Annotated in this window: 15 protein-coding genes; all 15 read left to right on the forward strand. The window is 37.5% G+C overall.

Annotated elements, in window-relative coordinates; all coding sequences use genetic code 11:
- The first annotated feature begins 13 nt into the window (after positions 1-13).
- The 15 genes from MJG50_RS07720 to MJG50_RS07790 all read left to right on the forward strand — a co-directional run bounded on the left by MJG50_RS07720 (position 14) and on the right by MJG50_RS07790 (position 22,665).
- Complete coding sequence (locus MJG50_RS07720; RefSeq protein WP_240254279.1) at positions 14-1,039, forward strand: asparaginase; 1,026 nt, start codon at positions 14-16, stop codon at positions 1,037-1,039.
- Positions 1,040-1,231: 192 nt separating this feature from the next.
- A complete protein-coding gene (locus MJG50_RS07725) occupies positions 1,232-2,173 on the forward strand; it encodes an ROK family protein (protein WP_240254281.1) in 942 nt (313 codons plus the stop codon).
- Positions 2,173-4,884 carry an alpha-mannosidase gene (locus MJG50_RS07730; protein ID WP_240254283.1) on the forward strand — a complete coding sequence of 904 codons (2,712 nt, stop codon included), beginning with the start codon at positions 2,173-2,175 and terminating at the stop codon, positions 4,882-4,884. Before MJG50_RS07725 ends, MJG50_RS07730 begins: the two co-directional genes overlap by 1 nt.
- A gap of 5 nt (positions 4,885-4,889) precedes the next feature.
- Positions 4,890-6,218 (forward strand): glycoside hydrolase family 125 protein, encoded by a 1,329-nt coding sequence (locus MJG50_RS07735; RefSeq protein ID WP_240254285.1) that lies wholly within the window; start codon positions 4,890-4,892, stop codon positions 6,216-6,218.
- A 62-nt stretch (positions 6,219-6,280) separates the two neighbouring features.
- Positions 6,281-8,938, forward strand: coding sequence for an endo-beta-N-acetylglucosaminidase (locus tag MJG50_RS07740; RefSeq protein ID WP_240254287.1), 2,658 nt, complete (start codon positions 6,281-6,283; stop codon positions 8,936-8,938).
- 69 nt (positions 8,939-9,007) lie between these two features.
- The gene (locus tag MJG50_RS07745) at positions 9,008-9,652 is read left to right on the forward strand and encodes a YesL family protein (RefSeq protein WP_240254289.1); all 645 of its coding nucleotides are present in this window, start codon (positions 9,008-9,010) and stop codon (positions 9,650-9,652) included.
- A gap of 56 nt (positions 9,653-9,708) precedes the next feature.
- The gene (locus MJG50_RS07750) at positions 9,709-12,831 is read left to right on the forward strand and encodes an alpha-mannosidase (protein ID WP_240254291.1); all 3,123 of its coding nucleotides are present in this window, start codon (positions 9,709-9,711) and stop codon (positions 12,829-12,831) included.
- A 92-nt stretch (positions 12,832-12,923) separates the two neighbouring features.
- Positions 12,924-14,744 (forward strand): sensor histidine kinase, encoded by a 1,821-nt coding sequence (locus tag MJG50_RS07755; RefSeq protein ID WP_240254292.1) that lies wholly within the window; start codon positions 12,924-12,926, stop codon positions 14,742-14,744.
- On the forward strand, positions 14,737-16,245 hold the full coding sequence (locus MJG50_RS07760; RefSeq protein ID WP_240254301.1) for a response regulator transcription factor: 1,509 nt from the start codon (positions 14,737-14,739) through the stop codon (positions 16,243-16,245). Before MJG50_RS07755 ends, MJG50_RS07760 begins: the two co-directional genes overlap by 8 nt.
- Positions 16,246-16,459: 214 nt before the next feature.
- Positions 16,460-17,341: an ABC transporter permease gene (locus MJG50_RS07765; protein WP_240254325.1), complete on the forward strand. Its 882-nt coding sequence runs from the start codon at positions 16,460-16,462 to the stop codon at positions 17,339-17,341.
- Positions 17,342-17,509: 168 nt separating this feature from the next.
- Positions 17,510-18,364, forward strand: coding sequence for a carbohydrate ABC transporter permease (locus tag MJG50_RS07770; protein WP_240254327.1), 855 nt, complete (start codon positions 17,510-17,512; stop codon positions 18,362-18,364).
- A 37-nt stretch (positions 18,365-18,401) separates the two neighbouring features.
- Positions 18,402-19,850 (forward strand): ABC transporter substrate-binding protein, encoded by a 1,449-nt coding sequence (locus tag MJG50_RS07775; protein ID WP_240254303.1) that lies wholly within the window; start codon positions 18,402-18,404, stop codon positions 19,848-19,850.
- A gap of 147 nt (positions 19,851-19,997) precedes the next feature.
- Positions 19,998-20,897 carry an ROK family protein gene (locus MJG50_RS07780; RefSeq protein WP_240254305.1) on the forward strand — a complete coding sequence of 300 codons (900 nt, stop codon included), beginning with the start codon at positions 19,998-20,000 and terminating at the stop codon, positions 20,895-20,897.
- A 477-nt stretch (positions 20,898-21,374) separates the two neighbouring features.
- The gene (locus MJG50_RS07785; RefSeq protein WP_240254307.1) at positions 21,375-21,929 is read left to right on the forward strand and encodes a helix-turn-helix domain-containing protein; all 555 of its coding nucleotides are present in this window, start codon (positions 21,375-21,377) and stop codon (positions 21,927-21,929) included.
- Between the two features lie 100 nt (positions 21,930-22,029).
- Positions 22,030-22,665 (forward strand): GGDEF domain-containing protein, encoded by a 636-nt coding sequence (locus tag MJG50_RS07790; protein ID WP_240254315.1) that lies wholly within the window; start codon positions 22,030-22,032, stop codon positions 22,663-22,665.
- Positions 22,666-22,733 lie beyond the last annotated feature (68 nt).

The following is a 22,733-nucleotide window of genomic DNA, read 5'->3' on the forward strand; positions in this document are numbered from 1 at the left end:
GAGAGGGAGAAGCTTGGATTTATTACCGTTAGTAGAAGAAACAAGAGCAGGAATAGTTGAGAACATTCACATAGGAATGATTTGTGGGGTAAATAATCGATTGGAAACACAATTCCATCTTGGAGATGATAGTCACTATACCTTTTTTCGATCGGCCTCCAAACCAATACAAGCTATACCCATTTTTTTAACGAATAGTATCGATAAATATAATTTAACTAAGGAAGAAGCAGCCTTGTTCACTGCATCGCATAGAGGGGAAGCTTATCATATAGCTGCACTTGAGTCATTGTTAAAAAAATGTCCTGTAACAGAAGCAGATCTCTATTGCCCGGCTTCATACCCATTAAATGCGAGACCAAAAGAGGAAATGATCCGAAATGGATTGGAAAAGAGGAGACTTTACCATAATTGCTCAGGGAAACATATTGGTTTTATTACCGCTTGTCGAGAATTGGGCTACCCAGTGGAAGGCTATTGGGAGGTGGAGCATCCACTTCAGCAACACATCATGCAGATTCTATCCATATTATCTGAAGTACCAGTTTCAAAGATTACAGTTGGATTGGATGGCTGTGGTGTACCAGTTTTTGCGATTCCCTTGAAGAGTATGGCAATCACATACTTAAAATTAGCGTGCCCTGAATTGATTACCGATCCGCAAATTAAAAATGCTGTCATCAAGATGACAACCATCATGAATGCGAGCCCATTAATGATTGCGTCAGAGCGCTTCATTTGCTCTACTCTACTGGAGGATCAAAATATAGTCGCAAAAGGTGGTGCACAAGGCGTCTACTGCTTCGGATTGAAGGAGGAAAGACTTGGCTTTGCATTAAAAGTATTAAATGGTTCTGAAGAAGTCTGGCCTAATATCGTAGCCTCAATCCTTGAACAAATCGGATATTGTAATAAAGAAACAATTGCGAGATTAAGAGCGTTAAAGCCTTCGGTTGTCCGGAATGATTCCGGTGTTGAAGTTGGGACGATTAATGAAGTGTTTTCACTTTTTAACACGTATGAGGACAGTTTTGGATAAATTGAATGGTTTTAGACATAAGCCCGAATGCATTGTGTGCGTTCGGGTTGTTTTATGGTAATAGAAATCCAAAAAAAATGGATTAATTTTAGATTAGATGGAATAACTTTATCACTTTCTTTGGATTGGTTGACTCTTGACCAGCTGAAACATATCGTTAATATGAGGAAAAGTGGAAGAAGGAGAATAAATATGAGACTCTCAATCGGAATTGACATTGGTGGAACAAAAATAGCGATGGGTGCTGTACAAGAAGATGGAAATATACTCAGAAAACATGAATTTCCTACAGATGTTGCGAGAGGCCCGGAATATGCAACAAAACAAATAATTGCATACACGACAAAGCTTATTGAAGAATTCCCGAATATAATAGGAATCGGAATTGGCTGCCCTGGCCCATTGGATTCAAAAAAGGGTATTGTACGAAATCCACCAAATCTCAAGTCTTGGCATGGCTATCCACTCGTACAAAATATTGATAGCGCTTTCCATTTGCCGATACGGCTTTTAAATGATGCAGATGCAGCAGCATTTGGCGAGTATTATTTTACATATCGAAAAACATTCAAACATGTCCTCTTTGTGACAGTGAGCACTGGCATTGGTGGAGGAATTATTATAAATGGATCACTGTATGAAGGTGCTTTATCAGGAGCGGGTGAGCTTGGTCATAGTGTTGTAGCTCCTAACGGCCCAATTTGCGGATGTGGGAAAAGAGGTTGCTTAGAAGCATTAGCTTCAGGAATGGCCCTACAGCGTATTTGGATGCAACAGCTGGCTAGTGCTGAAATACCATTTGACCCGCAATGGGACACAAGAGATTTGTTTACCCAAGCTGAGAGAAATGAACCTATTGCTGTAGAAGTGATTGATCAGGCAACAACGAATCTTTCGTTAGGGCTCAGTCAAGCCATTCAAACCTTGAATCCAGAGCTGCTCATTCTTGGTGGCGGTGTCATCATCGGTCAGCCGGCATTTTATGAAAAGGTTTGTGAGAAATTGCCTCATTACCTATTAGACCAACATAAACAGCACCTTGTGATTGAAAAAGCAAGCTATGGGACAATGGCGGGAGTAATCGGAGCTGCAGCTACAATCCTGTCGAATGATTGTGAAATGGAGGAAACATGATGGAACTGAAAACAACAGCACATATTATTTCCCATTCACATTGGGATAGAGAGTGGTATATGCCCTTTGAAAAACATCGTTACCACTTAGTAAAATTAATCGATACACTCATAGACCTCTTCGAAAAAGGGGAGAACTTTCAGAGTTTCCATTTGGATGGACAAACGATTATCTTGGAAGATTATTTACAAATAAGACCTTCAAAAAAGGAAACCATTAAGAAGCTGATTCAAGAGAAAAAACTTCATATTGGCCCTTGGTATGTCTTACAGGATGCATTTCTAACAAGTTCAGAGGCCAATGTTCGAAATATGCAGTATGGATTACAAGATGCGAAGGAATATGGAACTGTCTCAATGCTCGGATACTTTCCAGATACCTTCGGTGTATACGGGCAGGCACCACAATTGCTTAAGCAAGCTGGCATTAACACGGCGGCATTCGGAAGAGGTGTGAAACCAACAGGATTCAATAATATGGTGAGTGACGCGAAAACCTTTGAATCCCCCTACTCTGAGTTAAAGTGGCAATCTCCCGATGGATCCACCGTTTTAGGCATATTATTTGCGAATTGGTATTCAAATGGAAATGAGATACCTGTTGATCCAGTCGAAGCGAAGAAATATTGGGAAACAAAGCTTCAGGATGCTAAAAAATATTCTTCAACCCCTCATTTATTATTCATGAATGGCTGTGATCATCAGCCGGTTCAGGTCAATATTGCAGAGGCCATCAAGGTAGCAGAAGAACTATTTCCCAATGTTATGTTTGTACATTCAAATTTCGATGATTATATGGAGATACTTCAGCAATCCTTACCAGCCCAGCTCCAAACGATTACCGGAGAACTTCGTAACCAGCGTACCGATGGTTGGTCGACTCTCGTAAATACAGCGTCTGCTCGGATTTATTTAAAGCAGATGAACCAAGAGTGTCAAACACTATTGGAAAAGGTTGCTGAGCCTCTATCTGTTTTTTCATATTTTCTCGGTCATGAATACCCGCGGGATTACTTACGTTATGCTTGGAAAATGCTAATGGAAAATCACACACATGACAGTATATGTGGCTGCAGTGTCGATGAAGTACATCGCGAAATGGTAACGAGATTTGAGAAGGTTCACCAAACTGCCTCCATGATTATTGAGGAAAAGGCAAATCAAATCATATCTCATATTTCAACGAATCATGCCAAAGAAGGTGCTATCCCTGTTGTTGTATTCAATACATCTGGTAATACAAGGGATGTAGTTGTTGAGAAAGATATTGAGCTTGAAAAAATCTTTTTTGCTGAAATGCCATTTTCAGAGATTCCAGAACATCTTCGTTCAAAGCCGCTTCCTGCTCTGAAGCTTGTTGATTGCAATGGCACTGAATATGTATGTGAAACGAAGGAAGGCGACGTCCGTTTCGGATATGATTTACCGGATGATGGCTTTCGACGTCCATATTTTACGAGAATAGTTAAATTAACATTTTTAGCAGAGGAGCTTCCTTGTTTTGGTTATAAAACATATTTTCTAACGACTACGACAAAGCCAAGTGAAAATCGCTCACAATCGATTTTAAAAAATGCACGTGAACTGGAAAATGAGTATGTCCATGTTACTGTTCATGAAAATGGTTCTTATACAGTAAAAGACAAGCAAACAGGGAATATATTCAATAATCTAGGAATCTATGATAATAGTGGCGATATTGGGAATGAATATATGTATAGAAAGCCAAATGGTGAAGTTCCGCTGACTACAAAAGATTTACAAGCACAAATAAAGGTGCTTGAAGACAGTTCAATTCGTTCAATCCTTGAAATTGTTCATGAGTGGGATATCCCAAAAGAAGCAGATGAACAGTTGAAGGATGAAAAGGAAAAGTTAGTATGGCATAAGGATCGAAAATCAGGTCGTTCATCTGAGATGATAACAATTCGTCTAACAACACTTCTTCAGCTAGATAAAAATGCAAAAGGTCCAACTGTTAAGGTCTCAATAGATAATCAAGCAAAAGACCATCGTCTTCGAGTTCTATTTCCGACCGAACTGAAAACAAAGGAGCATGTGGCTGATAGTGTTTTTGAAGTAGCGAAACGACCGAATACACCAGAACGTGAATGGGAGAACCCGAGCTTTGATCATCATCAACAGGCATTTGTTAGTATGTCTGATGGAAAGTATGGGCTGACCATTGCAAATAAAGGCTTACAGGAGTACGAAATCCTTGATCAAGAGCATACAATAGCGGTTACGATTTTACGATCAACCTCTGAGCTAGGCGATTGGGGCTTCTTCCCGACAGACGATGCACAATGTCTTGGTACAAATCACGCTGAGTGGATGGTCATTCCTCATCGAGGAACAGTTGTCGAATCAGGGGCATTCAAGGATGCATATAGCTTTCAAATTCCTGTTACTGCTGTTCAAACAGATGTACATGATGGAACTCTACCGGTTGAAAAAACTTTCTTTACATGGGAGGGTGAAGCATTAGCAATCTCTTCTATGAAGCTGGCTGAGGAAAGAAATGATGTCATTGTACGCTGGTTCAATACATCTGAGAAAGAAACAACACTTATTGCTCTACCCGGAAAAGGTAAAAATGGATACAAATCGTCCATTATTGAGGACATAAACCAACAATTTGAAAGCGCTCAATTACAAGAAAAAGTACTACCGTTTGAGATTATTAGCCTAGGCTGGCAAGTGGAGGAGTGAATGAAATGAGCAGTGAGAAAACAATACCACAATCACTTACACGATTAATTGACGAGGTGAAGGAGCATTTTCCTGAAGATCAAAAGCTTCAGGAAATGTTTGAACAATGCTTTGTCAATACATATGAGACAACATTAATGCCGCAGGAAGATGGAACGACATTTGTCATTACAGGTGATATTCCTGCAATGTGGCTCCGGGATTCAGCAGCACAGGTTCGACCTTATTTGCTTGCAGCTGAAGAGGATGAAGAGATGGCAAAGTTAATTGAAGGTGTTGTTCGCCGTCAAATGAACTATATTCTTCAAGATCCATATGCGAATGCATTCAATGAAACGTCAAATGGAAAAGGACATCAAGCTGATATTACGGACATGTCGCCAATTATTTGGGAGCGAAAATATGAAATCGATTCACTTTGTTATCCGATTCAGCTTTCCTATCTTTTATGGAAATCAACAGGAAAAACAACGCATTTTGATGAGACATTCAGTCAAGCATTAACGAAGATTTTACATGTTTGGCGAGTAGAGCAGAATCATGAGGAAGAGTCCCCGTATAGCTTTGAGAGATTGGATGTAAGACAATCGGATACGTTGAATAGAAACGGGAAAGGATCAAAAACAGTTAAAACTGGCATGACCTGGAGTGGTTTTAGACCAAGTGATGATGCTTGTCTATATGGGTACTTAGTGCCTGCTAATATGTTTGCAGTTGTTGTGTTAGGCTATGCAACTGAGATTAGTAGAGATATTTTAAAAGATGAAAATCTAGCGACTCAATGTGATCAATTAGCTTTTGAAATAAAAGCAGGAATTGAAGAATTTGCAGTACTTGAGCATCCAATCTATGGAGATATGTACGTATATGAAACAGATGGCATGGGCAGATACAATCTGATGGATGATGCGAACGTTCCAAGTCTATTGGCATCCCCTTACTTGGGCTGGTGTCAGTTTGACGATAAAACATATTTGAATACACGCAGCTTTTTATTAAGCAGAGATAACCCTTACTACTATGAAGGCAAAGCGGCAAATGGAATTGGGAGTCCCCATACACCGGATCACTATATATGGCATATTGCATTAGCAATTGAGGGGATGACAACGACTGATACTGCTGAAAAGATGAGAATTCTGGAGGTGATGAAGCAAACAGATGGTGGAACAGGCTTTATGCATGAAGGCTTTAACACAGATCAACCTGAGGAATTCACACGTGAATGGTTTTCCTGGGCAAATTCCATGTTCAGTGAATTTGTCTTAAGTCTTTGTGGATTAGCTGTAAAAGGAAGTCCACTACATAAGAGATTGCAAGAAACGAACATCTAAGAAAAAAACATACACATCTTGGTTATTACAAAAAAAATTTAATAACAAGGGGTGGAATATTGTTGAAGATTAGAAACGGTTTTATCACAGTTCTCTTTGGTTTGCTTTGTATCTTTTTGCTCCCTAGCATTGGCTTAGCCAAACAACCGGAATCATCGTACTGGTATCCAGATGCATTATTGAATTGGAGTCCAGAAAATGACCCAGATGCAGTATACAACAAGAGCACAGTTCCGTTAGCAGAGAGGGAAGTCCTTTTCAATGTGAATGAAACGGCACAGTCTGAAGCAAAATTGGTGGCTTTATCCGCATTGAATCCAAACACAAGCGGAGTACCGTCTCAAGGTGGGAATAAGTTCTTCGCAAACACATTCAGCTATTGGCAGTACGTAGATCTAATGGTGTATTGGGCTGGATCTGCTGGTGAGGGAATCATTACTCCTCCAAGTGCAGATGTCATTGATGCCTCCCATAAAAATGGTGTTCCGATTTTAGGGAATGTATTTTTTCCTCCAAAGGTTTATGGAGGCCAAGCGGAATGGGTTAATCAAATGCTTACACAGCGTGAGGATGGGTCCTTTCCTGCAGCGGATAAATTGTTAGAGGTTGCTGAGTATTATGGCTTTGATGGCTGGTTCATCAACCAAGAAACAGAAGGTGGAAATGCAGCAACAGCTCAGAAGATGAAAGAGTTTTTAAAATATCTTCAAGATCATAAAAAAGAGAACATGCACATCATGTGGTATGACTCAATGGTAGAGAACGGTTCAATCAGTTGGCAAAATCATCTGACTGATCAAAATAAAATGTTCCTTCAAGAAGGCAATGAAAGAATTTCAGATAGTATGTTTTTAAATTTCTGGTGGACAAATCAACAATCCTCTCAAAATAAAGCATTAGAAGTTGGAAGGAGCCCATATGACCTATATGCAGGGATTGATGTAGAGGCAAATGGCACAAATACAAGTGTTCGCTGGAATGGTCTATTCCCAGAAGGACAGAAACCATTAACGTCTATGGGAATCTATCGACCTGATTGGGCGTTTAAAACAGCAAACTCAAACGAAGAATTCTATCAAAAGGAACAGGAATTCTGGACTGGAAAAGCGGGAGACCCTCGAAAAACGAATGAAAACGGAAACTGGAAAGGGCTTGCCCATTACTTTAGCGCTAAGACAACAATTCAAGAGCTTCCATTCATCACGCATTTTAATACAGGTAGTGGGAAGTTTTTTGCAGTGGATGGTGAAATCAAAAGTAAAAGTGAATGGAATAATCGTAGTTTACAAGATATTTTACCAACATGGCGTTGGGTAAAGGATAGCAAAGGGAAAGCTCTTGATGTAGATTTTGATTGGGATACTGCCTATTTTGGAGGTAGTTCACTGAAGATCTCAGGGAAACTTTCAAAGGAAAATGCAACCCATGTAAAGCTCTATAAAACAAAGCTTCCAGTTGAGAAGGATACGGAAATTTCAATTACCTATAAAACAGATGCAAAAAAGCCGAACATGAAGATAGGTGTTAGCTTTCTTAATCAACCTGATCAATTTGTCTTTTTTGATGTGAAGAAGAAGAGTAAAAATCAGTGGACGGAAGAAACGATTAAGCTACACAAATATAAAGGAAAAGAAATTGCGACAATCTCATTATTCTTTGAAAGCAATGAAGAACTGGCCGATTATCAAATCAATATCGGTGAGCTGAAGGTCACAAAGAAGAATGCTGACAAGAAAGCTCCTAAAGCGGTGACAAATGTTCTGGCGAAGAACACAAGCTTTACTGAAGGATTATATGCAGATGTAGAAGTAGCTTGGGAACCAGTAGCCGGGGATGTTCTGCATTATGAAATCTATCGAAGTCTTCCAAATGGTGAAAAGGAGTTTATCGGGGCGGTTCCGAATCATGCATACTATTTGTCAGATTTACGGAGAAGTGGGAAGGAAACAAAAACAACCCTAGAAATTGTCACAGTCAATCAGGAATATATAAGAAGTAAGGCAACACGTGTAACTTTCGAATGGCCGCCATATCCACAACCAAAGGGAGAGTTTAGCGTAAGTCAAACAGTTGCTGCACCTGGTGAGGAAATTCAATTTTTTAATAAATCCTCTGAAGCGACAGAAGAGGTTGAATGGCAGTTTGAAGGAGGATCTCCTTCTGTAAGTAATGAGAATAACCCGGTTGTTACGTATGACAAGGAAGGCGTATACTCCGTAACCTTGATTGCTAAAAACAGTGAAGGTGAGCATGTCGTTACGAAAGAAGGGTTTATTACAATTGACAAGGATGCAAAGAATATTACGAATGTCGCCTTGAACAAATCAGCAACAGCAAGCGGTCAATGTGCCTCATCTGAAGGTCCAAAATATGCGATTGATGGTATCGTCACCGATAATAGCAAGTGGTGTGCAATTGGAGCGAATCATTGGCTAATGGTTGATTTCGGTGAGGCATTCACCCTGTCAAAATTTGTGATCAAGCATGCAGAAGCTGGCGGTGAACCAGGAGCATTCAATACGAAGGCATTTACAATTGAGGTTAGTATGGATGGCGAAATTTGGACAAATGCAGTTACTGTTACAGATAATACTGCAGCCATTTCAGAACATTCGATACCAACAACCGAGGCTCGTTATATTCGTCTTGCTGTTCAGCAGCCAACACAAGGTGGAGATCAAGCAACAAGGATTTTTGAAGTAGAAGCATACGGATATTAAGAAACGATAAAAGTGGAAAGGGGATATTTTCTCCTTTCCTTTTACCATAAACATAGGGGATGAATGAACATGGGGAAGATGCTTCAGGAAGCAAGTGAATGGATTGTTCGTTTAGTGTGGACGAATTTGCTATGGTTTGGTTTTATGATAGCTGGCTTGGGTGTTTTTGGCTTTATGCCAGCGACTGTTGCGCTATTTGCTGTAACAAGGAAGTGGAAGCTAAAAGATTTTGATGCTTCTATTTTGAAGACATTTAAAGAAACATATCGGAAAGAATTTCTGCGTTCTAATTTGATTGGGCTCATTTTTGCACTAATTGGCTTTCTATTATATGTAGACCTAAAAATTGCAGAAGGGATGCAAGGTACCTTTTCCATTGTTCTCTATGTGTTTATTGGTTTTATTATTCTTTTATATGTAAACACAATCGTTCATTTCTTCCCAATCTATGTGCATTATCAATACTCAATGAAGGAATATATCAAACAATCATTTATCATCTCACTCATAAGTCCAACATCTTCACTGCTTATTGTGATCGGTTTGTTCTTTATTGGGTATTTAATTATGAATATGCCGGGTCTAATCCCGTTTGTAATAGGGGTTTTGCCTGCATATTGGATTATGAATGTAAGCTTAAAAAGATTTCTTGCACTTGAAAAACAACACGCAATCGTTCACACCGAAATGCAAATGGAAGAAAGCATAAGGTGAAACATCAAGCAGTGGACGAAAATGAGAGAATAACTAGATAAAGCGGGGTACTAGACATGTTTTTGATGGATCGAAAATTAGAAGCTAGAGTTCAAGAGTTAGCACAGTATCGTTATCGTGATGGAATCGAAATCCTAGCGTTTCTTACAACTGAGGATGAGGGGTTAGTAGGAACGTATCCTCCTGAAGTGAAGGGCGATTCGAAGCTTCAGCAAGGGGATCAATGGACAGGTAGGGACCGATATCTATGGCTTCACGCAGCTGTACAAATTCCAGCGCAGTGGAAGGATCAAAAAGTAGTGGGTCTATTTGATTTTGGTCGAACCGGTGGGGGAAACAACTCTGGATTTGAATCGTTATTATTTCTTAATGGCAAGCCATTTCAAGGGGTAGACTCGAACCATCAAGAGGTTTTCTTTCCCCCTGCAACAGTAGGAAGCACAGTTCAACTAGACTTCAGATTATGGTCAGGTCTTGAGGGTGGTGGAGAACCGAGAGAACAAACGTATACACTTGAGACGTCTAGATTATGCTGGTTAGATGAAGCAGTGGATGATCTTTACTATACGTCACTTGCAGCATGGCAAACAATTAAGGAGCTTGGGGATGAACGTCCAGAAAAGCATGAGATTATCAAAGCATTGAATCAAGCCTTCATGGAACTTGATTGGAGTAAACCAGGTGATGACAATTTCTATGATAGCTGTAAAATAGCAGGAACAATACTACATGAGATGCTCAATGAGATTGAAAAGCATCACCCTGTAACAATCCATTGTGTGGGTCACACCCATATTGACGTTGCATGGCTATGGCAATTAAAGCATACTCGGGAAAAAGCGGCACGATCCTTTTCAACGGTATTACGTTTAATGGAGCAATATCCAGAATACTATTTCCTGCAAACACAGCCTCAGCTCTATGAATACATAAAACATGATTATCCGGAAATCTATGAAAATATAAAAAAACGTGTTAAAGAAGGCCGCTGGGAGTCAGAAGGTGGAATGTGGCTTGAAGCAGATTGTAATATACCAAGTGGCGAATCGCTTGTAAGGCAAATTCTGTACGGGAAAGCATTTTTCAAAAGAGAGTTTGAAATCGATTGCCAGTACTTATGGCTGCCAGACGTATTCGGTTATAGCTGGGCACTACCGCAAATTCTAAAAAAGTCTGGTATTGATACATTCATGACAACGAAAATAAGCTGGAATCAGTACAATCGGATGCCACATGATACGTTCAAGTGGAGAGGGATTGACGGAACTGAAATAGTAACTCATTTCATAACAACTCCTGAACCTTGGAACTCCCCTGACTCATGGTTCTATACGTATAATGGACTAATTACGGCAAAAACGGTTAATGGGGCATGGAATTCATACAGGAATAAGGACATCAATCAGGATTTATTGCTTTCCTATGGATATGGGGATGGAGGTGGAGGGGTCAATCGGGAAATGATTGAGCTTCGCCGCAGATTCGAGAATATGCCGGGACTCCCACAAGTTAAAACAACAACGGCTGGCGATTTCTTTAAGAAACTACATGAGAATATTGAAAAGACGAATGAGTATGTGCACACATGGGATGGGGAGCTATACCTTGAATACCATCGGGGGACATATACGAGCCAAGCCTATACAAAGCGAATGAACCGAAAGCTTGAGCTAGGCTATAGGGAATCTGAATGGTTATCTGTTTGGAATTCATTACGATCATCCTGGGGGAAATATCCACAGCAAAATCTTGATGAGGGCTGGAAGATTATTTTACGAAATCAATTCCACGATATTATCCCAGGTTCATCTATTAAGGAAGTTTACGAGGATGCTAGGGTGGAGTATGAACAAGCAGAGGAAATTCACCACGAGATTGTAAAAGAAAACCTCAAGGATCTGATTGAACCAAAATCGAATACGTACACCGTTTTTAATGCTGCAAATTGGGAGGATCAACAAAGCCTTATCATCCCATACGATAATGAAAATAATTCGACTGGAAAATGGTCAACCATGCAAGGTCAGATATTAAATAGTCAACAAACTGAACAAGGGTGGCTTATTGAAATAGAGAAATTATCGTCTTTCGGAGTCGTTGAAATACAGTTTGAAAAACAACAGACATCATACAGCGAGATACCATTTACGTATCATGAAAAAAGTCTCGAAACACCTTATTATCTCATTGAATGGAATGATGCACTCCAAATCACTCGTCTATATGATAAGGAAGCAAAACGTGAAGTGCTCAACAATCAGAACAAAGGGAATATCCTCCAAATGTTTGAAGATAAGCCATTGGCACATGATGCGTGGGATATTGATTTGTATTACCAAGAAAAAATGGAAGAGGTTAATGACGTTCTTTCAAGTGAAATTGTTGAAAAGGGAACTCTACAAACTGTCATTCGTACGAAGTGGCAATATGGTAGATCGATTATTGAGCAGGATATGGTGTTGTATGCTCATAATCGTCGGATTGATTTTAAGACGAGGGTCGATTGGCATGAACAGCGTAAGCTTTTAAAAGTAGCCTTCCCTGTTGATATTCGTACAACTGAGGCGACCTATGATATCCAATTTGGGAATGTGAAGAGACCGACACATTGGAATACTAGCTGGGATATGGCTCGCTTTGAAACAGTTGGGCACCAATGGGCTGACCTATCAGAAACGGGCTATGGCGTAAGCGTATTAAATGATTGTAAATATGGGTATGACATTAAGGATCAAACGATACGATTATCTTTATTAAAAGCGGCCATTTATCCAGATCCAACCGCAGATCAAGGTGAGCATGTATTTACGTATTCCTTACTACCTCACATCGGAGATTGGAGAACTGGGGATACCGTTAAACAAGCATGGTATGTGAACAATCCTTTAAAGGCTGTTAAAGGTAGTTTTATACCGAAAGATACATCCTTCATGAAGGTTCATAATGAACATGTTAAAGTGGATGCTATTAAGAAAAAAGAAGATGAGAATGCTGTCATTATCCGACTTCATGAATATGAAGGCCGTAGAGGTCAAGTTTCAATTGAATTTCCTGAGAAGGTCAAAAGTTGGTCAGAAACAAATCTATTGGAACAACTCGAAGGATCCATTCAAACTGGTGAACTTACATTTGAAATAAATCCATATGAAATAAAAACGCTGCTTATCCATTTTTCTTGATAAAATATAAACAGAAGGAATCTATCGGAAGAACATCTAATAATGATTTTTCGATAGATTCATTTTAAGTATTTGGCACCGGAGGACGAAGGATGTTCACTCGAAAAAGGAAGAAGCGTCTATCAAATAAAGTATTTAGTAAAATTTTGGTCTACTATTCTGCAACAATCCTTTTAACGATGTTTGTTTTAATGTTTGTACTTGTGAGCTATTATACAGAGGTTATTATTCAGAGGGAGATGGATGCAAGTACACGGACACTAGAGCGGATTGAAGCGAATCTAAACCAAAAAGAAGAATATGTTAAAAATGTTATGCAGGAGCTTTATTTAAAGTCAGATCTCATTTTTTATGATATCACCTATGCACTGCAAAATGATTATAGTACATATTTATCTTATCGATTAGATAAATACAGCGAAAGTCCTTCATTTGTATCATATAATCTAGATACATTTTTCCAAGCCTATTTTACTCAAGATCCCGATATTAATGCTGTTAGTTTGAAAAGCTCTAACCCAGGAACAGAGTATATCTTTGTCAATAATCATCACAGATGGAATCAATTTCTTAGTAAAAACGAAAAATCTGAAATACAGGATCGCTTGGGCCTAGCTCCAGAAGATATGAAAATCCTAAAAGTAAAGTGGGAGCAAGAACGGCAGATATATAACAATATTCAAATCTCACGTTCGATTAATGACCCGGTTAATCTGAAGGAAATCGGAAAGCTAACGGTGTTCTATGATACCGAAAGTATCCAAGACTTGCTTCAATTGCGAAGATCCCAATATAAAGGGTCAGTTCATATTATTGGCAGAGATGGCTCACAGCTATATTCATCTACACATTCTTCAATACCTACTCTTCTAAAAGACATTCCATTTGAAACGAAATTTTCAAAGGAGAAATGGAAGGGAAAGAATTATTATATTAATACAATAGCAGATGACCAAATGGGTTATGTATATGTCGGATTCATTCCAGAACAAGAAATCAAGAAAGTCACAATTGTTCATAGATATATGTTTCTAGCAACAATGTTACTATCCATAATCGCGATAGCGGTTACGTATATTTTGATGAGATCCTATTCTAAAAGAATTAATAAAATTGATAACGCTATTCATGAGGTTAGGGATGGAAATTTAAAAATTAGAATACCAGCTAGCAAACAAAGTGATGAACTAACGACAATATCAGAGAGCTTCAATGATATGCTGGATGATCTTAATAAGTATATAAAGGATGTGTATGTGTTAAATATTCAACAAAGAGAAGCAGAAATGAAAGCGCTTCAGTCCCAAATCCAGCCACATTTTCTCTATAACACTTTAGAAGCGATTCGGATGAAGGCAATAGCGGATGGATCAAAAACAACTAGCAATATGATTTATAGCTTAGGACAATTGTTTCGTTATTCCTTAAGTAGCAAAGAAGTGGTCCGTGTTGCTGATGAAATTGAACACGTGAGAGAATATATTAGTCTTATTCAAATTCGTTATCCAAATCGTCTACATGTTTCCTACGAAATTCCTGAAAAATATTTAGAAGAAAAAATCCTAAAATTCACCCTTCAACCACTTGTTGAAAATTATTTGATTCATGGATTCCGTAAAGAAACAAATCAAAATGAGTTAGTTATTCGTGTCCAAAGAAAACAGCAGGATATTAAATTAATTGTAAAAGACAATGGGTGTGGGATAACGTCCACGAGGCTCGTCCAAATTCAGGAAAAATTACAAGAAGGAACAATGACTTCTGAAGGATCAATTGGATTAAGCAATGTTCATCAAAGACTGCAATTAAAATATGGACTTGATTATGGGCTACAAATTACGAGTATTGAGGGAGAAGGAACAACTGTAGTCATTAAGATACCAGCTGCTAGGAGGGGATTGCCACATGTATAATGTCTTTCTTGTTGATGACGAACCATTTATTATTGAAGGCATGAAAGCACTCGTTCCATGGGAAGATTACGGACTAAAGGTAGTCGGTGAAGCATCAAACGGACTAGAAGCACTTGAAAAGCTAGAAAACTGTCATATTGATATTTTATTAACGGATATAATGATGCCGAAGATGGATGGTTTACAGCTGATTAGTAGGTTAAGAGAACAGAATCCAAGTACCAAATGTATCGTCTTATCTGGTTATCAAGAGTTTAAATATGTGAAAAAGGGAATGGAGCTCGGAATCGAGAATTATCTCCTTAAGCCAGTCAACGAACAAGAACTTTTCTCCACGTTAATGAATAGCATTGAGAAGCTTGATAAATCTACTGAGGATGAGGAAGCATATACGATTTTAAGGGATAACACGATTTGGCGTAGTTTGAATCAAGATATAGATGAGAAAGAATGGCGCGAGAGACTGGATTTATACCATCTGGAATTTGATTGCCAAAACATAACAGTCGTACTGATGCAAATCGCAAATCAAGCAGAAGTTCAACAGGTTTCATCCATTCGTAAAAAAATTGAGAAGGTATTTCACTCTGTATGCATTACCAATCCAGATGGTGAGCTAATACTGATTCTCTCGTTCAAGGATCAAGATGATCTGATGAAAAAGCTAAATGAAGTAGATCAGCTAGTGGCTACAACGATTTCATGTAAGTATCATATTAGTGTTGGTTCAATTGTTCGTTCAACAATCGAGATGTATAAAAGTTATCAGCATGCGAAAGAGTTATCAAGCTATCGTTTGGTGCATGTCGATAGCGGTCTTATAACGGATGAATTAGCTGCACAATTCACTGATCCATTTGTATCGACCTCTTACTTATTGGATGATCTCAAAAGGTATATTATCGGGTCAGATAAGGAAAAAGCGATTAAATGGATTAGAGGTGCCTTTGATCAAATAGATGAGTCAAAGCGAAAAATTGCTCCAACAAGCATCAGGGGTTTTGCGATTGATATCATTACGTCATTACAAAAAGAAGTAACATTAAATACAACTGATCAAACTGTAGATATTGTAAAACAAATTTTAGAGGCTCATTCAATGGAAAGGCTTGTTGCGATTTTAATTGGCTTTTTCAATGAAATCCTGACTAAATTAGAGGAAAAGTCACAGCAACGAAGTCCAATCATTCAAAGTGTCGTTCAATATATTCAAGAGCATTATCATGAGGAGCTATCATTGAAGACATTAAGCTATAGGTTTCATATTAACTCCATCTATTTAGGACAGCTTTTTCAAAAGGAAACTGGTCTAGTATTCTCAGAGTATATTAACCACCTAAGACTTGAGAAAGCGAAGCAATTGTTACGAGAGACCCATTTGAAGGCAGGAATCATTGGAAAGCAGGTAGGATATGCGGATTCAGCCTATTTTTATAAACAGTTTAAGAAAGTAGTAGGTATCACACCATCTGCATGGAGAACAATGAATATAAGCTCCTAAAATCCCGTTAATCGGGATTTTTCTACGTTATAAGTGACCCCGTTCAATGGAATGTTTAATTAGTACAGTAAATCTAAATATTGTTAACTTTATACCTTTTAGACTTTTACTTATGATAAATATGTAAGGGTTTTCAATATTAGAGAGGAGGGGCTTTGTGGGTCGTATTAAAAATTTCTTCCATGATGTATACAAAAATCGTGTTTGGCTCCTCATGGTTTTACCAGGAACCATCTGGCTTTTACTATTTTCATATCTACCGATGTTTGGTACGGTCATTGCCTTTAAAAACTTCCGCTATGATCCGAATGGGTTTTTCTCAAGCATTGTGAACAGTGAGTGGGTAGGATTTGAGAACTTCAAATTTTTGTTTAATACAAATGATGCATGGGTTATTACAAGAAATACGGTATTGTATAATTTAGTTTTTATCATAGTTGGTTTGATACTAGCCGTTTTTGTTGCAATCGTTCTTAGTGAGCTTGCGAATAAAAGACTGTCCAAAATCTATCAAACTGGAATGCTATTTCCTCATTTTTTATCATGGGTAGTTGTTAGTTATTTCGTATTTACATTTCTAAGTGTGGATCGTGGCTTACTCAATAATATGCTGGAATGGTTTGGAATCGATGCGATTTCCTGGTATAACGAAGCGAAATATTGGCCATTTATTATCGTACTAACAAGTATGTGGAAGGGCGTTGGGTATGGAAGCATCGTATACTTAGCGGCAATTGTAGGGATTGATCGAAACTATTACGAAGCAGCAATGATTGATGGTGCGAACAAGTGGCAACAGATTCGCAATATTACGATTCCGATGATTACGCCACTCATTATTATTTTGACCATCTTAAATGTTGGAAAAATATTTAGCGCTGATTTCGGTCTATTCTACCAGGTACCTAGGGATTCTGGTCCGCTATACTCAGTTACAAACGTAATTGATACATATGTATACCGAGGCTTAACAACTATGGGTGACATTAGTATGAGTACAGCAGCGGGTCTTTATCAATCGATTGTCGGATTTACCTTAGTTATGCTAACGAACTATCTTGTTCGGAAGGTTGATAAAGAATATGCTTTATTTTAAAGAAAAGGGAGGGGAGCCGCGGTTTCGTGGCACATGACAATGACAACAAATCTAAATAGCTCCCAGCCTACTCCTCATAATGGGAAAATGGTGAATCAACTGAACACCAAAAAGAGACGTACAAGAAAATATACACCTCATGGTTTAAGCGGTTTTCCTAATCTTTTAATGAATGTCATATTAGGTTCATTCGCCATTATGTGTATTTTTCCTTTTATATATGTCATTATTATTTCTTTATCAGATGAGGAAACATTAGCAAGAAATGGCTATCAGCTTATACCTGAAGTATGGAGTACGGAAGCCTATCAGTATTTATGGAATATGAAGGATCAATTGTTTCAATCCTATACGATCACGATTTTAATAACGGTAATTGGAACGATTGTAAGTGTTCTTATGATTTCAATGTATGCTTATGCCATATCAAGAAGGCAATTTAAATATCGTGGTTTTTTTACCTTCATTGCTTTCTTTACAATGCTTTTCAGTGGAGGATTAGTTCCTTTTTATATCGTAGCGACACAGCTATTGCATTTGCGTAACTCAATATGGGCATTGATTTTACCACTTGCTATGAATGCATTTTACATCTTGATTATGAGAACCTTCTTTCAAAGATCTGTTCCTGAATCAATATTAGAATCGGCACGAATTGATGGAGCTAGTGAACTCCGTATCTTTGTTCAAATTGTTATTCCATTATCATTACCAGGAATTGCGACAATTGCTTTATTTAGTACATTAGGCTACTGGAATGATTGGTTTAATGCGCTATTATTCATTGATGAACCACAATTAATACCGCTGCAATCTTTACTGATGAAAATAGAGAATAATATCGAATTTTTACGACAGAATACGCTAACTGGCGGCTTACAAAATGAAATATTAAAAGCAATACCTCAAGATGCTGCAAAAATGGCTATGGTTGTTATTTCTACATTACCGATAGCAATCGCTTATCCATTTTTCCAAAAATATTTTGTAAGGGGGTTAACGATTGGCGGAGTGAAGGAATAAAAAATATGCAGATAAATACAAGGGAGGAATTACGAAAATGAGAAAAAAATTTGCTTTTTTCCTAGTTTTATTATTAAGTTTGACGACATTTCTAGTTGCTTGCAAGGATAATAGTTCTGACAAGGCAAGCAATGATGCAAAGGATAAGCCATATGAAATTGTATGGTACACAATTGGAACACCTCAAAAGGATACAGATAAAGTTTTTGAAGAGGTAAGTAAGTATACGAAGGAAAAAATCAATGCAACTGTAAAATTAAAGCAAATCGATTGGGGCGATTATGATCAAAAGATGCAAGTCATGATTGCTTCTGGAGAATCATTTGATATTGCCTATACGGCTGGTGGTAACTATGTATTAAATGCTCAAAAAGGAGCGTTCAAAGATCTTAATGAACTTCTTGATTCACATGGCAAAGAATTAAAGGCTGCTCTTGACCCTGCTTTCCTTGAAGGTGCAAAAATTGATGGTAAGCTTTATGGTATTCCTTCAAACAAAGAAGTGGGTCAGCAAAGTGTATATGTCTTCAATAAAAATCTAGTAGATAAACATAATATGGATATTTCAAGTGTGAATTCATTACAAGACTTAGAACCACTATTAAAAACAGTAAAAGAAAATGAACCAAACTTTACACCTATCGCAACATTTAAACCATATTTGCCGTTCGATTATGTGTTAGAAGATGAAATGCCATTTGCTTTCCCACTGGATGGCGATACAGGTAAAGTTGTTAATATTTATGAAACAGATGTAATGATGGAAACATTAAAAACAATGCATGAATACTATAAAGCAGGTTACATCAAGGCTGATGCAGCAACAAGTACAGATCCATGGCCATTAGAAGTAGAGAACTGGTTCGTCCGTAAAGAAATGTACCAACCAACAGCTGAACTATTATGGTCTCGTGGAGCAGGATATGATGTAGCGGTACAACCGATGCATGATCCGATTACGTTCAACAGTTCAGTTACAGGAGCAATTCAAGCAATTTCAGCAACATCAAAAAATCCAGAAAAAGCAATGGAATTTTTAAATCTATTAAATACAGATCCATATCTTCGTAACCTAGTTGACAAAGGGATTGAAGGTACGCACTACGAGGAGCTTGATAACGGTAAGATCAAAGACCTTCCAGCTCGTGTAGATGGATATAATATGCCTAGCTACTCTTTAGGTAACCACTTCATTCTTAAATTATACGAAAATGATCCAGAAGATAAATGGGAAAAGTTCAAGGAATTCAATGATGCTTCAACACCAGCACCGACTTTAGGATTCTACTTTGATACAAATCCTGTACGTACAGAGATTGCAGCAATTGCGAACGTATCCCAAGAATTCGCACCTGCGTTATTAACTGGTAGTGTGGATCCAGAAGAATATTTACCAAAAGCAAATAAAAAATTCAAGGAAGCAGGACTTGATAAAGTATTAGAAGAAATCCAAAAGCAATATGATGATTGGAAGAAAAACAATTAATAAGAAGATTGAAGGTAAAGTCGGGAAGATCATTTCCGACTTGCTTTCATTTAAAAGACCAGGAAGTAGTAAATTTTGTGCATTTCTTCGGGTAATGATTTACAAATTTAGTAGAGAACTATGGTTTTTAAGGAGGAGGAGTGTCAATTGAACAAGTATTTAGTCTATGACATTGGTGGGACGTCCATAAAGTATTCGATTATGGATGAACAGGCAAATGTAATTGAAAGTTCTTCAACTCCGACACCAGAGCAAGGAAAAGGGGCAATTTTTAAACTGATTTTAGATATTGCTGATTCCCACAAACAAAAGTGGGAGTTAGACGGAGTTGCTTTCAGTGTACCAGCTGCTGTAGACGTAGCGAGCGGGTATGTCTACTATGCAGGTCAAATAACAGACTTTATCGGTAAAAATTTGAAAGCAGAGCTTGTTTCGATTGGGCTGCCCATTGAATTTGAAAATGATGCGAACTGTGCAACATTAGCGGAAAAATGGCAAGGACATGCAAAGGAATGCAATAGTTTTATTTGCATGACTATCGGTACAGGAATAGGTGGAGGGATCTTTTTAGATGGTGATTTAAGACGTGGGAAAAATAGTATGGCTGGAGAAGTAGGACTGATGATCTTGAATACTACCAAATCGTTAGAAACACTTCTTGACACAGATTCGTTCAGTAGGGTTGGATCTACTTGGAATCTATTACATCGTGTCTATGAAAAGACTGGGATTCGACTAACAGGTATCGAGTTATTTGAAAGGTATAGACAAAATGATGAATATATAATAAAAGAAGTAGATGAATTTTTTAATTCCATCGCAATTGGAACTGCAAACCTAATCCACACACTAGCACCTGAAAAGGTTTTATTTGGTGGCGGAATAAGTGAACAACCAGAATTTACAGAACATATTATTAAAAGACTAAAAAGAATTCGACCAGAAATACTCACTATTGCCGAAATAGAAGCCTGTAAATTCGGAAATGCCGCCGGACAAATAGGCGCGCTTTACCATTTTCAAAACATGCAGAAGAATGATAAGTAGTGTTGTGAACAAATAGAAGGGAACCTAATATTAACTAAAAAGAAGTACCAACCATAGGTGCTTCTTTTTTATCTATTAAGATTAAAAATTAGCATAGGTTTTTGAAAAAAATAGGACATTTTACTTGAAATGATTTAATCTCAGTTGTTATAATAATCCTCGTGTGTAAAAACCTGTAATATAATTTCAGATGAGGTGTAAGAAAAATGAGGGAATTTGATGGAAGATATTGTAATGTTTATCATAACATAGATAGAAGTTTTTCCCCGATTAATAGCCTTGCGATAATAACCCAAAGACTAAACCTCACTAACTTTTTCAAGGAAGAACAAATAAAAGTCGATACCGTTTTCATGCAAAATGCTAACTGAGATATCAAATGATACTTTTCAGAGGCATTTTATTTTTTTTGACTAATGGCCTTAGTCTAAACCGATTTGGTTACTAACAAAAATATAGTAAGAACAGGTGTTGTGGATGACTAGAAGAAATTGGACAGATGAAGAAATAATGTTTTTAAAAGAGACTATAGGATATTACAAGATACAAACTATTGCTCAGAAGCTTAATCGGACTGTCCAAGCGGTTCTAAGTAAAATGAAACGGCTTGGTATATCGAATACTCGAGAGCAAACAGGTTTTTTAACGACTTGTCAACTAGCAAATGCATTACAAGTAGATCCAACGACTGTTAGGGAGTGGATAAAAAGACATGATCTAAAATGTGTAAAAAGAGCGACGAGGTGTGAACAAAAATACTATTTAATTCAACCAGAGGATTTTTGGAGTTGGGCTGAAGTAAATCGGGATAGAATCGATTTTTCAAAAATTGATTATTTGAGTTTACTTCCCGTTCCAGAATGGTATAAGGATGAAAAGAACCACAAAAAGGAAACATCTTATAAAGTATGGAGTAAAAAAGAGGAAAAATCTTTGTTACTGATGATGTCGAGTGGATATACCCTAAAGGAAGTTGCTGCAATATTAAATCGATCAATGATAAGTGTACAACGGAAATATAATCGCTTGTAATTTTTTACCGACTTGCAGAAATTTATTGAACAATATAAAATTATTTTATAATACCATGTTTTTCTGAAAAATTGATAAAAAAATATAAAAGGCGGATGATATGGAAATTAAATTTAATAGAAAAGTAATCTTAGGAATTGTATATATCCTGTTGTTTTTTATTTGGTTTGATTTTTTGTTTTTAAATTTAAATAGATTATTGAGTGGTATCCTTATCACTATACCACTATTATTAATTGCTTATTTTGTTCTTATTTTTAATCGGAAAGTGCAATATTTCCATTATTTATCTAATCATGATGAGTTAACTTCAATTTATAATAAAAGGTATATGGTTAGGAAGTTAGAGGAACTTAAAGTAAATAACAAACCGTTCCACCTCTATATATTAGACATAAATAACTTTAAACATATTAATGATACACATGGTCATATTGTCGGTGATAAGGTTATAGAAATGGTGGCGGATACACTAATTCGATCAACCGAACCAGGTGATATAATAGCAAGGTGGGGTGGCGATGAATTTATCGTCATTACGTTTGAAAATGAAAAACAAGACTTACGAGATTTTAATTTTACTGAAGCAATGTTCAAGTTCTCATACATCTTTAAAGAAAAGATTACCTTGTCAATCGGTAAGGCTACTTATCCAAAGGATGGTAGGGAAATTAAGGAATTATTAATGATTGCGGATCAAAATATGTATGAAAATAAACAGCAATCAAAACGGTAGTGTGGCGTTTAAGTATTATGGTACCTGTAGTTAGGACACTTGAAAAAGAGTGTTTTATCTACAGGTAT

This window comes from Fredinandcohnia quinoae (assembly GCF_022427965.1).
Taxonomy (GTDB): Bacteria; Bacillota; Bacilli; order Bacillales; family Bacillaceae_L; genus Ferdinandcohnia; species Ferdinandcohnia quinoae.

Excerpts from the sequence above, each read along its gene's own strand:
- MJG50_RS07725 (WP_240254281.1), top strand. The coding sequence starts at position 1,232 with ATGAGACTCTCAATCGGAATTGACATTGGTGGAACAAAAATAGCGATG.
- MJG50_RS07730 (WP_240254283.1), top strand. The coding sequence starts at position 2,173 with ATGGAACTGAAAACAACAGCACATATTATTTCCCATTCACATTGGGAT.
- MJG50_RS07735 (WP_240254285.1), top strand. The coding sequence starts at position 4,890 with ATGAGCAGTGAGAAAACAATACCACAATCACTTACACGATTAATTGAC.
- MJG50_RS07745 (WP_240254289.1), top strand. The coding sequence starts at position 9,008 with ATGGGGAAGATGCTTCAGGAAGCAAGTGAATGGATTGTTCGTTTAGTG.
- MJG50_RS07750 (WP_240254291.1), top strand. The coding sequence starts at position 9,709 with ATGTTTTTGATGGATCGAAAATTAGAAGCTAGAGTTCAAGAGTTAGCA.
- MJG50_RS07755 (WP_240254292.1), top strand. The coding sequence starts at position 12,924 with ATGTTCACTCGAAAAAGGAAGAAGCGTCTATCAAATAAAGTATTTAGT.
- MJG50_RS07760 (WP_240254301.1), top strand. The coding sequence starts at position 14,737 with ATGTATAATGTCTTTCTTGTTGATGACGAACCATTTATTATTGAAGGC.
- MJG50_RS07765 (WP_240254325.1), top strand. The coding sequence starts at position 16,460 with ATGGTTTTACCAGGAACCATCTGGCTTTTACTATTTTCATATCTACCG.
- MJG50_RS07770 (WP_240254327.1), top strand. The coding sequence starts at position 17,510 with ATGAATGTCATATTAGGTTCATTCGCCATTATGTGTATTTTTCCTTTT.
- MJG50_RS07775 (WP_240254303.1), top strand. The coding sequence starts at position 18,402 with ATGAGAAAAAAATTTGCTTTTTTCCTAGTTTTATTATTAAGTTTGACG.
- MJG50_RS07785 (WP_240254307.1), top strand. The coding sequence starts at position 21,375 with ATGACTAGAAGAAATTGGACAGATGAAGAAATAATGTTTTTAAAAGAG.
- MJG50_RS07790 (WP_240254315.1), top strand. The coding sequence starts at position 22,030 with ATGGAAATTAAATTTAATAGAAAAGTAATCTTAGGAATTGTATATATC.